Annotated in this window: 12 protein-coding genes; 7 read left to right on the top strand and 5 right to left on the bottom strand. The window is 62.2% G+C overall.

The features are described from left to right. Window positions 1-122 precede the first annotated feature (122 nt). Entirely contained in the window at window positions 123-995 is an 873-nt protein-coding gene (trxA, locus tag ACUN0G_RS16680; RefSeq protein ID WP_445573842.1) for a thioredoxin, read from the top strand. Between the two features lie 3 nt (window positions 996-998). Here the strand turns inward: trxA and ACUN0G_RS16675 are convergent, their stop codons facing one another. Continuing rightward, a complete protein-coding gene (locus tag ACUN0G_RS16675) occupies window positions 999-1,346 on the bottom strand; it encodes a hypothetical protein (protein ID WP_102369989.1) in 348 nt (115 codons plus the stop codon). Between the two features lie 135 nt (window positions 1,347-1,481). On the opposite strand from ACUN0G_RS16675, the gene ACUN0G_RS16670 reads away from it, so the two are divergent. The 5 genes from ACUN0G_RS16670 to ACUN0G_RS16650 all read left to right on the top strand — a co-directional run bounded on the left by ACUN0G_RS16670 (window position 1,482) and on the right by ACUN0G_RS16650 (window position 5,547). Beyond that, a complete protein-coding gene (locus ACUN0G_RS16670; RefSeq protein ID WP_017476295.1) occupies window positions 1,482-2,093 on the top strand; it encodes a DUF2796 domain-containing protein in 612 nt (203 codons plus the stop codon). 148 nt (window positions 2,094-2,241) lie between these two features. Continuing rightward, window positions 2,242-2,952 (top strand): ABC transporter ATP-binding protein, encoded by a 711-nt coding sequence (locus ACUN0G_RS16665; protein WP_017476296.1) that lies wholly within the window; start codon window positions 2,242-2,244, stop codon window positions 2,950-2,952. Between the two features lies 1 nt (window position 2,953). After that, window positions 2,954-4,219 (top strand): ABC transporter permease, encoded by a 1,266-nt coding sequence (locus ACUN0G_RS16660; RefSeq protein WP_258348457.1) that lies wholly within the window; start codon window positions 2,954-2,956, stop codon window positions 4,217-4,219. An 11-nt stretch (window positions 4,220-4,230) separates the two neighbouring features. Then, window positions 4,231-4,752, top strand: coding sequence for a DUF3299 domain-containing protein (locus ACUN0G_RS16655; protein WP_258348463.1), 522 nt, complete (start codon window positions 4,231-4,233; stop codon window positions 4,750-4,752). A gap of 96 nt (window positions 4,753-4,848) precedes the next feature. Then, window positions 4,849-5,547 carry an OmpW/AlkL family protein gene (locus ACUN0G_RS16650; RefSeq protein WP_258348464.1) on the top strand — a complete coding sequence of 233 codons (699 nt, stop codon included), beginning with the start codon at window positions 4,849-4,851 and terminating at the stop codon, window positions 5,545-5,547. A 98-nt stretch (window positions 5,548-5,645) separates the two neighbouring features. On the opposite strand, the gene ACUN0G_RS16645 is transcribed toward ACUN0G_RS16650, so the two are convergent. From ACUN0G_RS16645 to ACUN0G_RS16630, 4 genes are all read right to left on the bottom strand, one after another. After that, entirely contained in the window at window positions 5,646-6,008 is a 363-nt protein-coding gene (locus tag ACUN0G_RS16645; RefSeq protein WP_063026844.1) for a response regulator, read from the bottom strand. A 6-nt stretch (window positions 6,009-6,014) separates the two neighbouring features. Further along, a complete protein-coding gene (locus ACUN0G_RS16640; RefSeq protein ID WP_445573841.1) occupies window positions 6,015-7,475 on the bottom strand; it encodes an ATPase domain-containing protein in 1,461 nt (486 codons plus the stop codon). A gap of 90 nt (window positions 7,476-7,565) precedes the next feature. Next, entirely contained in the window at window positions 7,566-8,690 is a 1,125-nt protein-coding gene (locus tag ACUN0G_RS16635) for an ATP-binding protein (protein WP_445573840.1), read from the bottom strand. Between the two features lie 244 nt (window positions 8,691-8,934). Next, window positions 8,935-9,825, bottom strand: a complete 891-nt coding sequence (locus ACUN0G_RS16630) for an NAD(P)-dependent oxidoreductase (protein ID WP_258342399.1) — start codon at window positions 9,823-9,825, stop codon at window positions 8,935-8,937. A gap of 373 nt (window positions 9,826-10,198) precedes the next feature. Between ACUN0G_RS16630 and ACUN0G_RS16625 the strand changes: the two genes are divergently transcribed. After that, complete coding sequence (locus ACUN0G_RS16625) at window positions 10,199-14,479, top strand: DEAD/DEAH box helicase (protein ID WP_445573839.1); 4,281 nt, start codon at window positions 10,199-10,201, stop codon at window positions 14,477-14,479. The last annotated feature ends 43 nt before the right edge of the window (window positions 14,480-14,522 follow it).

Genomic DNA, 14,522 nt, shown 5'->3' with positions numbered 1-14,522 from the left:
TGAAATGCATTCCCCTGTGGGAGCTGGCTTGCCTGCGATTGCGATCCTGAGACCGCCCCGCTTTCAGCCAACCCCACCAACCCTTATAGTTGCCCCATCCCCTGCTTTCTTCGAGATACCCCATGAGTGAGCCCACGCCGTACATCTTCGACGCCACCACCGCCACGTTCGACCAGGCCGTGATCCAGAATTCCTTCGAAAAACCCGTGCTGGTGGATTTCTGGGCCGAGTGGTGCGCGCCGTGCAAGGCGTTGATGCCGATGCTCGCGCAGATTGCCGAGAGTTATCAGGGTGAGTTGCTGCTGGCCAAGGTCGATTGCGACGCCGAGCCGGACGTGGTCTCGCGCTTTGGCATTCGCAGCCTGCCCACCGTGGTGCTGTTCAAGGATGGCCAGCCGGTGGATGGGTTTGCCGGTGCGCAGCCCGAGTCCGCCGTGCGCGCGATGCTCGAGCCCCATGTGCAGATGCCGCCGCCAGCCGCTGCCGACCCACTGGAGCAGGCCCAGGCGTTGTTTGCCGAAGGCCGTATCACCGACGCCGAGGCCGTGCTGGTGACCTTGCTCGGGGAAGACAACACCAACGCCGCTGCGCTGATCCTGTACGCACGCTGCCTGGCCGAGCGCGGTGAGCTGAGCGAAGCGCAAACCGTGCTCGACGCCGTCAAGAGCGATGATCACAAGGCGGCACTGGCCGGCGCCAAGGCGCAGATTACCTTCCTGCGCCAGGCCGCCGACCTGCCGGACGCCGCAGATCTCAAGGCCCGCCTGGCGCAAAACCCGCAGGATGACGAGGCGGTGTACCAACTGGCCGTACAACAACTGGCGCGCCAGCAATACGACGCCGCGCTGGATGGCTTGCTCAAGCTGTTCATCCGCAACCGCAGCTACAGCGAGGGCTTGCCCCACAAGACGCTGTTGCAGGTATTCGAACTGCTCGGCAACGACCATCCGCTTGTCACGGTGTACCGCCGCAAGCTGTTCGCCGCGCTGTATTAAGCCTTACTCGATCCAACTGTACAGCGGCGTATCCCCGCCGCTGGCCACCTTGACCTTGGCGCTATGGCGCAGGCGCACCAGCAGGCGCTTGCCCGCCGAGGCGCTGCCGGCCAAGCCTTCCAGTTGATCAAGCAATTCCAGGCCGTTGAGTTGCCCGGCCTTGCGCAGCAAGTCCTGGGCGGCCTGCCACAGGCTCTCGTCCAGGTTACCCGCGGCCGGCGCCACCACGGGCTCGGCACTCGGCGGTTTGCTGGCTTGCAACTGCGCGCCCAGCCGGGCCCAGTCGCCGTCGTCCAGCTCCAGGGTCAAGTCCACTGGCAGGTCGCCAACGGTTCCACGAATTCTCAACATCGCACTTACTCCCGCACTTTTCTGACGAGCATGCTCCCACGCGTCTTGCGCTACGCCAAGCAGGCGGTCAAACTCCTCGCAAAATTGTTATAAGATCACATAACAAAACTTTCATCTTTGTTCGGGAGTTCCACCATGCGCCGTTTGCTGCTCGCTTTGCCGTTCGCCCTGTTGCCACTGGCCATCGCCCAGGCAGCCGACGAGCATGATCATGATCACGAGCACGGCAGCCTGGGAGCCCACGAACACGGTGTCGGCCGCCTCAACGCCGTGCTCGACGGCCAGGCCCTGGAGCTGGAACTGGACAGCCCGGCGATGAACCTGGTGGGTTTTGAACACCTCGCCACCACCCCTGCCGACAAAGCCAAGGTCGCCGCCGCCCGCAAGCAACTGGAGCAACCCTTGGTGCTGTTCAGCCTGCCCAAGGCCGCCGGTTGCGTGATCAGCACCCAGGAACTGAACAGCCCGCTGTTCGGCGACAAACCTGAAGCCGACCACGATGAGGACGATGACGACCACGCCACCGATGGCAAAGGCGCCGCCGCCCACGAGCACCACCACGACCACAGCGAAATCCACGCTCACTACCAGTTCACCTGCGCCACGCCGACCGCCCTGAGCAACCTCGACCTGACTCAGGTGTTCAAGACCTTCCCCGCCACCCAGAAAATTCAGGTACAACTCATTGGCCCGAGCGGCCAGCAGGGTGTGGAAGCGACCGCGCAGGCAGCCACCCTGAAATTCTGATGTAAACACCACACTGTAGGAGCTGGCTTGCCTGCGATGCAGACGCCGCGGTGCTCCAGAAACACCGCGGTGATGCCATCGCAGGCAAGCCAGCTCCTACCGTTGATCGGTGTCATCATCCAAATCGAGCCAGACCACTGACCTCCCTATGACCCAAGCACTTATCGAACTGTCTGACCTGGGCTTCAACTGGCCGGGTCACCCACAGTTGCTGGACATCCCGACGTTTCGCCTGGAGCCGGGGGAAACCCTGTTCCTCAAGGGCCCCAGCGGCAGTGGCAAGACCACCCTGCTGGGCCTGCTGGGCGGTGTGCAAAAGCCCAGTCGCGGCAGTATTCGCCTGCTGGGCCAGGAGCTGACCGAGCTCTCGGCCGGCGCCCGCGACCGCTTCCGCGTCGACCACACCGGCTACATCTTCCAGCAATTCAACCTGCTGCCGTTTCTTTCGGTGCGCGAGAACGTCGAACTGCCCTGCCACTTTTCCAAGCTGCGGGCGCAACGGGCAATCCAGCGTCACGGCAGCGTCGACCAGGCCGCCGCGACCTTGCTCGCCCACTTGGGCCTCAAGGACAAGAACCTGCTGGAACGCCGCGCCGACTCGCTCTCCATTGGCCAGCAACAACGGGTGGCCGCCGCCCGCGCGTTGATCGGCCAGCCGGAACTGGTGATCGCCGACGAACCGACGTCAGCCCTGGACTACGACGCCCGGGAAGCCTTCATTCAGTTGTTGTTCGCCGAATGCCGCGAAGCAGGCGCCAGCCTGCTGTTCGTCAGCCATGACCAGAGCCTGGCGCCGCTGTTCGACCGCAACCTGTCGCTGGCCGAACTCAATCGCGCCGCCACGCCCGCAGAGGTTTGAGATGTATTTGTTTCGACTAGCCATGGCCAGCCTGGCTAACCGCCGCTTTACCGCGATCCTCACCGCCTTCGCCATCGCCCTATCGGTGTGTCTGTTGCTGGCGGTGGAACGGGTACGCACCGAAGCCCGCGCCAGCTTCGCCAGCACCATCAGCGGCACCGACCTGATCGTCGGCGCGCGTTCCGGCTCGGTGAATTTGCTGCTGTATTCGGTGTTCCGCATCGGCAACGCCACCAATAATATTCGCTGGGACAGCTACGAGCACTTCGCCGCCAACCCGCAGGTGAAATGGGCGATTCCGATTTCCCTCGGCGACTCCCACCGCGGCTACCGCGTGATGGGCACCAACGAATCCTATTTCGAACACTATCAATACGGCCGCCGGCAGAACCTTGAACTGGCCAGTGGTCGCGCCTTCGCCACCGATCCATTCGAAGTGGTGCTCGGCGCCGAAGTGGCCGATGCACTGCATTACAAGCTGGGCGACAAGCTGGTGCTGGCCCACGGCGTGGCGGTGGTCAGCCTGGTCAAACACGATGACAAGCCGTTCACCGTGGTCGGCATCCTCAAGCGCACCGGTACCCCGGTGGACCGCACGCTGCACATCAGCCTCGGTGGCATGGAAGCGATTCACATCGACTGGCACAACGGCGTACCCGCCCAGGGCAAAGGCCGGATCAGCGCCGACCAGGCCCGCAACATGGACCTGACGCCCCAAGCCATCACCGCGTTCATGCTCGGCTTGAACAACAAGATCTCCACCTTCGCCCTGCAACGGGAGATCAACGAATTCCGTGGCGAACCAATGCTGGCGATCCTGCCGGGCGTGGCCCTGCAAGAGTTGTGGAGCATGATGGGCACCGCTGAAAAAGCGCTGTTCGTGATCTCGCTGTTCGTGGTGCTGACCGGCTTGATCGGCATGCTCACCGCGATCCTCACCAGCCTCAATGAGCGCCGCCGGGAAATGGCGATCCTGCGTTCGGTGGGCGCGCGGCCCTGGCATATCGCGACGTTGCTGATCTTCGAAGCCTTTGCCCTGGCGCTGTCCGGCGTGATCGCCGGCGTCGGGCTGCTGTATGTGTGCATCGCCGCGTCGCGCGGGTATTTGCAGGCCAATTACGGCCTGGACCTGCCGCTGTCGCTGCCGAGCGAATATGAATGGACCCTGCTCGGCGGTATTCTCGTCGCAGCCCTGCTGATGGGCAGCGTGCCGGCCTGGCGCGCCTACCGGCAATCGTTGGCCGACGGCCTGTCGGTACGTTTATGAGGAAGCTGTTGATGCGTCGCGTCGTGCTTGCGCTGTTACTGCTGGTGGCCCTGCCCGCCTGGGCTGAAGACCAGCCCAGGGACCTGTCCTGGCAGGAGATGATCCCGCCGGATGCGCCGCCGGAAATCCCCAATATGAAACCGTTGCACGACTTGTCGGGCATGGCTGATGCGTTGTCGGTGGAGTCTGCGCCGGCCGCCAAGCAGGACCTGCCCAACGCGCCAGTCGTACAGAGCCTGGACGGTAAGCACATCCGCCTGCCGGGTTATATCGTGCCGCTGGAAGTCAGCGAAGAAGGTCGCACCACGGAGTTCCTGCTGGTGCCGTATTTCGGCGCGTGCATCCATGTACCGCCACCGCCGTCGAACCAGATCGTGCATGTGAAAAGCGAAGTCGGCGTGAAGCTCGACGAGTTGTATCAACCGTACTGGATCGAAGGCCAGATGCAGGTCAAACCGTCCAGCAGCGAACTGGCCGATGCCGGCTACCAGATGGATGCCGACAAGATCTACGTGTACGAATTGCAGGAGTAGCGCGTTATCACCGTTTCATTGAGCTGAGTCAAAAGCCCAGCCGGAACGATCTCTACCATTGGATGTATCTCTTTTAATACATCCTCTGGAGCTCCCATGAACAAGTCCCTGCTCGGCGCGTCGCTTGTCGCGCTCGCCCTCATCGCCCCCGTTGCCCACGCTCACGAAGCCGGCGACATCCTGATTCGCGCCGGTGCCATCACCGTCAATCCGAAAGCGGACAGCAGCAGTGTCAAGGTTGACCAAGGCCCACTGGCCGGGACCAACCTGGGCGGCAAGGCGACCATGAGCAGCGACACTCAACTGGGCTTGAACTTCGCCTACATGTTCACCAGCCACTGGGGTATCGAACTGCTGGCGGCCACGCCGTTCGAGCATGATGTGAAGATCAAGAACACCGCCCTGGGCGCTGCCAACGGCAAGCTCGGTACGCTGAAGCACCTGCCTCCGACCCTGAGCGTCGTGTACTACCCGCTGGACAGCAAGTCGGTATTCCAACCGTACATCGGCGCCGGTATCAACTACACCTGGATCTACGACGAGCACGTCGGCAGCCGCGCCGAGCAGGCCGGCTTCAGCAACTTCAAGGCGGAAAACTCCTGGGGTTGGGCCGCGCAGATCGGTGCGGACTACATGATCAACGACAAGTGGATGATCAACGCCCAGGCGCGCTACATCGACATCAGCACCAAGGCCACCGTGGATAACAACGCGCTGGGCCAGGGCACTCGGGCCAAGGTCAATGTGGATGTTGACCCGATGGTGTACATGGTCGGTATTGGCTACAAGTTCTAGGTTCTACCCAAGGCCCTGTTGTACAGGGCCTTTTTTGTGAAGCTTCCCATGGAGCCAAGCGCCAATCAGAGGCCAGGCACACGCCCGTGTGCTGCGAGTCAGGCTTCAGCCAGGAGTTGGCGAACTTCAGCGATGACCAAGTCAATGTTGAACGGCTTTTTCAACACCGCATTGAACAAGTCCGACCGCTCCATACCAATATGTGCCTGGGCTCCGCTGATCAGGATGATGGGCAAGTGATTGACTGCCGGTAGCGCGCGGACAGCTTCGGCAAACTCCTGGCCGTCCATGACCGGCATCATGAAGTCGGTGATGATCAACGCTGGCCGCTCGCGCTCCAGGACCTCGAGTCCTTTCTGGCCATTGCTCGCTTTTACGACCATGTACCCCTCATCCTCCAGCGCATAGCCGAGAATGTCAGCGATCAAATACTCGTCGTCGACGACCAGGATGGTGGTCATGTCAGTTCAACCCGAATCAGAGACTTTGGACGCTGAGCCCGGCAGCGAAGAATCATTAGAGACAGCCAATGCATTTCTTGATGCCTTCTTCAGGTCAACGCCGTTTTCATGGATTACCACTTCAAGAAGCGAAGGATCGTAGAAGCTATCTCGTACCTTAAGAATCGAAAGCATTCTTCTTAGTTCAGATTGAATCTCGAAGAAACGCATCAGCAGCAGGTTATCGACAATACTGGACAGGTCCGGGGTCGGAGAACTGACCTCCGAACCAAAAACGTCACGCATCTCCCATGAGGCAAATACCGTTACGCCACGGGCACGAAGCTCGCTCATCAGCGCGCTGTAGAAATCGGTGATACGTGCCGGGTTTGTCGACACTCGGGTCATGCCGCTCAAGCTGTCGATGAACAGGCGCTTGATGCCCTTTTCCTCAACCATTTTCAGCAGCCGTGCGCCGAGACCGTCGATCAGGCCTTCTGTCGTGGGTTGCCAGGCAATACTCAGCGCACCACTTTCTTCCATACCCTTGATATCAATCCCCAGCGATTGGCCTTTGAGACGTAACCGCTGCGGGCTTTCATAAAAACCGAAATGCAGGCCCGGCGCGTCCACTGTCGACTCAGCGAGGAATCTGAGCCCCAACGTGGTCTTCCCGACGCCGGAAGGCCCCATGACGAGGGTAACGGAAGAACTGTGCAGGCCACCGCCGATGATGGCGTCCAGCGAACCGATGCCGCTGGTGATACGCGTCAGATCGGCACTGTCAGGTAACGACGGATGGCTGTAGAGGCTTTCCAGACGCGGATAAACCACCAGGCCATCGTCGGTAATTTCACACTCGTGCAATCCGGTCAGTGCACCACTGCCCCGAGTCTTGCGCAGTTGAATCCGGCGCACCGAACGGCTGCCGTGAAGCTCCTCACCCATTTCAATCACACCATCAACCATGGTGTGCTCAGGACTGCCGTCGTCCAACCGGGAACTGGTGAGAAACAGCACCGTACAACCGGCGAACGCAGCGTGGCCTTGCAGCTCGGAAATGAATTTCTTGGTGTCGATGGGCGAGTCAGCCTTGGAGCGTGCATTGAGCAAGCCGTCGACCACTAACACGGTGGCCTTCTGACGACTGATCTCACGCCGGAGCAGCTTGACCACTTCATCGAGACCTTCGTTCTCAAGGGTGTCAAACGCACTGACGAACTGAATTTCGGCTCCCACCCGGGAAACATCAAAGAAGTTCAGGGTCGAGAGGAATTGAAATAAACGGTCGTGGGACTCGGCCAGCAACGTGGCCACCAGTACACGGCCCCCGTTGCGCGCATGATTGAATCCCAGTTGATTGGCGAGGATGGTTTTACCCGATCCTGGGCGCCCCTGGATAATGTAGGAGGCACCTGCGACTAGCCCGCCCTTGAGCAGAGCATCCAGCCCTTCTATTCCGCTTTGAAGGCGATTTAGCTTTTCCACAATGCAACCCTGATGTGAACAACAGGCTCTTAAGCCGAAGGTTTACGATGCTAACTCCATTTGCGCAATCGGGCTATCCGCTCATCCAGTTCAAGAGCGCGGCAAATAAAGCGTGAACGTACTTCCCTGCCCCGGACGACTCTCGACCCTGACCTCTCCCCCCGACTGTTTGGCAAAACCCAATACCTGACTGAGCCCCAGCCCACTTCTCTGGCCTTTGCCTTGGGTGGAGAAAAACGGTTCAAAGATTCTATCGAGGCTGAACGGAGCGATACCCGAGCCATTGTCTGTGATGGACACGGCAACGAAACGCCCCTTGATAAGGGGATAGCCATCGGACACAGGGATAAGGTCCATCGACTCAACACGGATGACCAGCTCCCCCTTATCCATCATGGCGTCCCGGGCGTTCATGACCATATTGAGAACGGCGGCCTCAAACTGTCCTGGGTCAACGTGAACAACGCAGGGTAATTCTGTGGACTCGATGCGTACGTGGATGCCTGTGCCAACCCGCACAGCAATCGTATCGGCCATGGCCAACGTGCTTGAATTGATATCCAGCGGTGCGGGATGCAGGGCTTGCCTGCCAGCGAAGGACAGCAATTGGCTGGTGAAATGAGAACCACGCTCCACCGCCTGGGAAATGGCTTCCACCAGGCGCAGCCGCCGCTCTTGCGATACGGAAGGACGCTTCAAAAGATCCGCTGAAGAACGGATCACCGTCAGCAGATTATTAAAGTCATGAGCCACTCGGCCTGTTACCCGCCCCAGCGCGTCCATCTTCTGCGACTGAAGTGACTGCTCTTGGCTCACATCCTGAACAGTTCCCGTCATCGTGACGGGTAGACCATCATCGGCATAACGGGGTCTCGCGCACACGTGCAGCCAGCGAGTTTCACCGACTGGCGTCATGACGCGGTAGCGAACGTCGTAGTCGCCACGTTGAGCAATCGAGCGATCCCACGCTTCGGCCACTCGGCGCTTGTCTTCGGCGTGCACCAAGCGCTGCATGTGTTCATAGCTGAACGGTACGTGAGGTTCGAGTCCGAAGTTGAGGCGACAAGTGGACGAGGTCTTCAGCTCGCCCGTCGTCAAGTCCAGGCGCCATATACCAAGCCCGGCGGTACTCAAAGCGAACTGCAGGTCGTGCGCCTCCTCATACACATCATCGTGAGGCGGCGGCAAACCATTCACCGGAGAATGTGTTGCCATGATGGGTCGGGCTCCTCTTTTAGGCCGCCCATGGCGAGATGGGCGAAGTCTTCTTCTGAATGCAGACTTTTGCTTTTGCTGAACGAGCCGTAAGCACAATCAATCCCTATTGGCATGGATGACCGCGCGCACCAAAGGTTTCAAATTTTTCGTATGCCGTGGCGCCCCCGCCTGGCCAACACGTATCAACTGAATCCGTCCAGACAACCGCCACAAAAAAGGCGCCTGTTGCAGGCGCCTTTTTTTACGTTTGACCGTGTCGGTAGAACCGGTCGAGCAACGCCGGCAACCCGGCCCGCCATGCCCGTGGCTTGATGCCGAAGGTGTGGAGGATTTTCTTGCAGGCCAGCACCGCGTGTTGCGGTTCATCGGCAGCGTCCGGACGGGCGGCGTGGGCCTGGGCAGTCGGGGACTCCACGGCCAGCGGGTGGAAGTTGCGCGCCTCGGTCAGGATCGCCTGCCCCAACGCCAGCGGGGTGGTCGCTTCCTGGCCGGCATAGTGATAAGTGCCCCACAACGGCGCCGCGCAATCAAGTTGCTTGAGCACCGAAATGATCACCCGCGCCGCGTCGTCCACCGGCGTCGGGTTGCCCCGGCGGTCGTCGGCCATCAGCAGTTCGTCAGGTTTTTCGGCACGGGCCAGGAAGCGCCCGAGGGTGCCGTCGACGCTGTCATCCAGCAGCCAGCCAAAACGCAGCAGCACGTGCTGCGGGCAGGTGGCGCGTACGCTCTGCTCGATGCGCCACAACGCCTGGCCCCGCAGGCCCAAGGGCACGGGTTCGTCTTTTTCGCTGTAGGCGGTGGCGCGGGAGCCATCGAACACCCGGTAGCTGGACGGTTGCAGCAAAGTGATGCTGTGGTGCTGGCACAGTTCCGCCAGGCGCTCGATCGCGTACTCCTGCGCGGCAAGACGCGTCTCGCTGACCGTCTCCGCCTGAAACCAGTCGAAGTAATAGGCGAGATTGATCAAGGCATCGGGACGGGTGTCGTCGAGCAGTTGCGTGAGGCTCGCGGCATCCCAGCCGTCTTGGGGCGGACGCGGGGCGAGGAAACCGATGTCTTCCTCCGCACCGAGGCGAATCAGCGCCTGCCCGAGGGCATTCCCGCCGCCCAGTAACATAAGGCGCATTCGCATAGATTGAGCAGGCCCGGTCTGTTTGGAACGATGGTTATTATCGACAGGCTTGTGAGCCATGCCGTTGGCATTTGCCAGAATCGTTGCATTTTGCGGGTTTGTAGCGCAACCGTCACTTATAAAGTGTGCTGCCCATTGCCGCCTGGGTGGTTTGGATAGAGAGAGCGCATTTTTGTGGCTGGGGTGCTCGTTGTGGCGAGGGAGCTTGCTCCCGCTGGAGTGCGCAGCGCTCCCGCTTTTTTGGGGCCGCTACGCAGCCCAGCGGGAGCAAGCTCCCTCGCCACAACAAGCCCCGTCACCACAGCAAGCCTCCTCATCACACCAAGCACCCACCGGGGTTGCAAGTTGCCGGGGCTGGCCGCATAAATTGGGTATGAACCTTCCTGAATCAACGGACACGGCCTTGAACGGTTTCCACCCCGCCGTCAGCGCCTGGTTCCGCAGTACGTTCCCGTCGGTGACCACCGCCCAGGCCCAGGCGTGGCCGCTGATCCGCCAGCGCCGCTCGACGCTGATTGCCGCGCCCACCGGCTCCGGCAAGACCCTCACCGCGTTTCTCGCGGTGCTGGACGACCTTGTGCACCAAGGCCTGGCCAATGGCGGCCAACTGCCAGACCAGACGCTGGTGGTTTACGTCTCGCCGCTGAAGGCATTGTCCAACGATATACAGATCAACCTGCAAAACCCGCTGGCCGGCATCACCGACCACTTGCAGCGCCTGGGACTGCCGCCGCTGGCAATCCGCACTGCCGTGCGTACCGGCGACACGCCGCAGAAAGACCGCGCCCTGATGCGCAAGCACCCGCCGCATATCCTGGTGACCACCCCGGAGTCGCTCTACGTGCTGCTGGGCTCGGATTCCGGCCGGCAGATGCTCGCCAGCATCCGTACGGTGATCGTCGACGAAATCCACGCCATCGCCGCCAGCAAGCGTGGCAGTCACCTGGCCCTGACGCTGGAGCGCCTGCAGGGTTTATGCAGCGAACCGTTGACCCGCATCGGCCTGTCCGCCACGCAAAAGCCCATCGAAGCGGTGTCGCGTTTTCTAGCGGGCGCCGGCCGGCCCTGCGAGATCGTCGACATCGGCCACGCGCGCCCACGGGACCTGGATATCGAAGTACCGCCGGTGCCGCTGTCGGCCGTCATGGCCAACGACGTGTGGGAGCTGGTCTACGACCGTCTCGCCGAATTGGCCAAACAACACCGCACCACGCTGATTTTCGTCAACACCCGGCGCCTGGCTGAACGCTTGGCCCGGCACTTGAGCGAGCGCCTGGGCAAAACCGCCGTCGCCGCTCACCACGGCAGCCTCGCCAAGGAACTGCGCCTGGACGCCGAACAACGGCTCAAGGCTGGCGAGCTGCAAGTGTTGATCGCCACCGCGTCGCTGGAGCTGGGGATTGATATTGGCGATGTTGATCTGGTGTGCCAGATCGGCTCGCCCGGCTCGATCAACGGTTTCCTGCAACGGGTCGGACGCTCCGGGCATCAGGTTGGCGGCACGCCCAAGGGCCGATTGTTCGCCACCACCCGTGACGACCTGATCGAATGCGCCGCCCTCCTCGACTGCGTGCGCCGGGGCGAGCTGGACACCTTGCTGATCCCGGTCGCGCCGCTGGATGTGCTGGCCCAGCAGATCATCGCCGAAGTCAGCTGCCAGGAATGGCAGGAACAGGCCCTGCTCACGCTGATCCGCCGCGCCTCGCCCTACGCCGAACTGGATGAACGTCACTATCAAGCACTGCTGCAGATGCTCACCGAGGGCTACAACGGCCGCCAGGGCATCCGCAGCGCCTACCTGCACCGCGACGCCATCACTCGCACCCTGCGCGGCCGGCGTGGCGCCAAGCTCACCGCGGTGACCAGCGGCGGCACCATCCCCGACAACGCCGACTACAGCGTGCTGCTGGAGCCGCAAAGCCTGAACATCGGCAGCGTCAACGAAGACTTCGCGGTGGAGAGCATTGCCGGGGATATCTTCCAGCTGGGCAATACGTCCTACCGCATCCTGCGGGTGGAAGCCGGCAAAGTGCGGGTCGAGGATGCCCACGGCCAGCCGCCGACCATTCCGTTCTGGCTCGGCGAAGCACCGGGGCGCAGTGCCGAGTTGTCGTTTGCCGTGGCGCGCTTGCATGGGCAGTTGGACGAGCTGCTGGCCGCCACGCCCGGCAAGCTGCAAGCGGCGCTCGACTGGCTCACCGGCACCCTCGGTTTGAACCTGGCCAGCGCCGAACAGCTGGTGGATTACCTGGCACGGGCACGGCTGGCATTGAGTGCGCTGCCGTCCCAGGACACGCTGATCATGGAGCGGTTTTTCGACGAGTCCGGCGGCACCCAATTGATCATCCACACGCCGTTCGGCAGTCGCATCAACCGCGCCTGGGGCCTGGCGTTGCGCAAGCGGTTTTGCCGCACCTTCAACTTCGAACTGCAAGCCGCCGCCAGCGAAGATGCGATCGTGTTGTCGCTGTCCACCAGCCATAGCTTTGAGCTGGATGAGGTATGGCGCTACCTGAACAGCAACACCGCCGAGCACATCCTGATTCAGGCGGTGCTGGATGCGCCGCTGTTCGGCGTGCGCTGGCGCTGGAATGCTGGCGTGGCACTGGCGCTGCCGCGTTATACCGGCGGGCGCAAAGTGGCGCCGCAGATCCAGCGCATGAAGAGTGAAGACCTGATCGCCAGTGTGTTCCCGGACCAGATCGCCTGCCTGGAAAACCTCGCCGGCGAGCGTGAAGTGCCGGCGCATCCGCTGGTGGAGCAAACCCTCGACGACTGCCTGCACGAGGCCATGGACAGCGAAGGCTGGCTGACCCTGCTGCGGCGCATGGAGCGCGGAGAGATCCGTCTGATCAGCCGCGACCTGCCGGCGCCGTCACCCTTGGCGGCGGAGATTCTCAGCGCGCGCCCCTACACCTTTCTCGATGACGCACCGCTGGAAGAGCGTCGTACCCAGGCCGTGCTCAACCGCCGCTGGAGCGACCCGCAGAGCACCGACGACCTCGGCGCACTGGATGCCGAAGCGATTGCCGGTGTGTGCGAGGAAGCCTGGCCTGCGCCTAATGGCCTGGATGAAATGCATGAAGCGTTGATGAGTTTGGCGTGCATCGCCGAATCCGAGGTCACGCCGCAGTGGGCCGAATGGCTGCAAACCCTGGCCGACGGCGGGCGCGCCAACCGCTTGCAGACGGGTACCGACCAAGCCGTTTGGGTCGCCCTGGAGCGCTTGAGTTGCTTAAAGGCGATCTATCCAAATGACCTGCCACTACTGCCCGGCTTCGATGAGCCCTGGACCTTCGATGAAGCGCTGGTGGAAGTACTGCGGGCGCGCCTGAGCGGTTTTGGCCCATTGACGCTGATCGAGATCGCCGCCCCCCTGGCCTTGCCGGTAGCCGACGTGTCACAGGCCCTCGCACGGCTGGAAAGCGAAGGCTACGTACTGCGCGGCCGTTTCAGCCCCGGCGCCAGCGACGAACAATGGTGCGAACGCCACCTGCTGGCGCGCATTCACCGCTACACGGTCAAGCGCCTGCGCCGGGAAATCGAGCCGGTGGCGTTGCAGGATTTCATGCGGTTTCTGTTCGACTGGCAGCACCTGTCGGACGGCACCCGGGGCCAGGGCAGCGCCGTGTTGCCGCAGATCGTCGCGCAGTTCGAAGGGTACGCCGCAGCCACATCAGCCTGGGACAGCGATTTGCTCAGCGCCCGAATCAAGGATTACGCGCCCCACTGGCTGGACGATTTGTGCCGCAGCGGCAAGGTGGTGTGGACACGCCTGAGCAACAAGGCTGGCGCGACGGCCTTGCGTAGCACGCCGGTGGTGCTGTTGCCCCGCAGCCAGGTGCCGTTGTGGAGCGGATTGACCGAAGCGCCCGACAGTGCCGAGCTGTCGCCCAAGGCACAGAAAGTCCACCAGGCACTGCGGGAAAACGGCGCGCTGTTTTTCGATGAACTGATTCATGAAGCCCATCTGCTGCGCACCGAACTGGAAACCGCCTTGCAGGAACTGGTGGGCGCGGGGCTGGCGAACGCCGACAGCTTCGCCGGCCTGCGCGCCCTGACCACGCCCGCGAGCAAACGCCAGGCCCGCAGCAGTCGGCGCGGGCGCGGAGCGTTTGTCGGCGGGATGGACGATGCCGGGCGTTGGGCGCTGGTGCGGCGGGCGCCGGTGGCGGATGGCACACGTCCGGGGGCTCACTCGGCCGAGACGCTGGAGCATGTGGCGATGACATTGCTGCGGCGATACGGCGTGGTGTTCTGGCGCCTGCTGGAGCGCGAGGCGGACTGGCTGCCCAGTTGGCGCGAACTGCTGCGCACATTCCATCGGCTGGAAGCCCGAGGCGAGATTCGTGGTGGGCGGTTTGTGAGTGGTTTGGCGGGGGAACAGTTTGCGTTGCCGGAAGCGATTCCGCTGCTGCGGGAAGTTCGGCGGCGGCCTCACGATGGAAGCTTGATTGCCGTGTGTGGAGCGGATCCGCTGAACCTGGTGGGTACGCTGCTGCCGGGTGGTAAGGTGCCGGCGTTGAGCGGTAATCGGCTGGTGTATCGGGATGGATTGCCGGCGGCGGTGGAGATTGCGGGCAAGCAGCAGGTGTTGCTGGAGCTGGATGCGCAGGCGGCGGGGTTAGTGCGGGAAAAACTGATCAGGCGCTGAAGTGTGTAGCGCCTGCGATGAGGCCAGTACTGCCACCACAACA

This window comes from Pseudomonas sp. 32A (assembly GCF_052682255.1).
Note: the sequence above shows the minus strand (reverse complement) of the source record. Positions and strands in the feature narration are given on the sequence as shown.

Bases quoted from the DNA above. Each gene is read 5' to 3' on its own strand.
- trxA (WP_445573842.1), top strand. From the start codon at position 123: ATGAGTGAGCCCACGCCGTACATCTTCGACGCCACCACCGCCACGTTC.
- ACUN0G_RS16675 (WP_102369989.1), bottom strand. From the start codon at position 1,346: ATGTTGAGAATTCGTGGAACCGTTGGCGACCTGCCAGTGGACTTGACC.
- ACUN0G_RS16670 (WP_017476295.1), top strand. From the start codon at position 1,482: ATGCGCCGTTTGCTGCTCGCTTTGCCGTTCGCCCTGTTGCCACTGGCC.
- ACUN0G_RS16665 (WP_017476296.1), top strand. From the start codon at position 2,242: ATGACCCAAGCACTTATCGAACTGTCTGACCTGGGCTTCAACTGGCCG.
- ACUN0G_RS16660 (WP_258348457.1), top strand. From the start codon at position 2,954: ATGTATTTGTTTCGACTAGCCATGGCCAGCCTGGCTAACCGCCGCTTT.
- ACUN0G_RS16655 (WP_258348463.1), top strand. From the start codon at position 4,231: ATGCGTCGCGTCGTGCTTGCGCTGTTACTGCTGGTGGCCCTGCCCGCC.
- ACUN0G_RS16650 (WP_258348464.1), top strand. From the start codon at position 4,849: ATGAACAAGTCCCTGCTCGGCGCGTCGCTTGTCGCGCTCGCCCTCATC.
- ACUN0G_RS16645 (WP_063026844.1), bottom strand. From the start codon at position 6,008: ATGACCACCATCCTGGTCGTCGACGACGAGTATTTGATCGCTGACATT.
- ACUN0G_RS16635 (WP_445573840.1), bottom strand. From the start codon at position 8,690: ATGGCAACACATTCTCCGGTGAATGGTTTGCCGCCGCCTCACGATGAT.
- ACUN0G_RS16630 (WP_258342399.1), bottom strand. From the start codon at position 9,825: ATGCGAATGCGCCTTATGTTACTGGGCGGCGGGAATGCCCTCGGGCAG.
- ACUN0G_RS16625 (WP_445573839.1), top strand. From the start codon at position 10,199: ATGAACCTTCCTGAATCAACGGACACGGCCTTGAACGGTTTCCACCCC.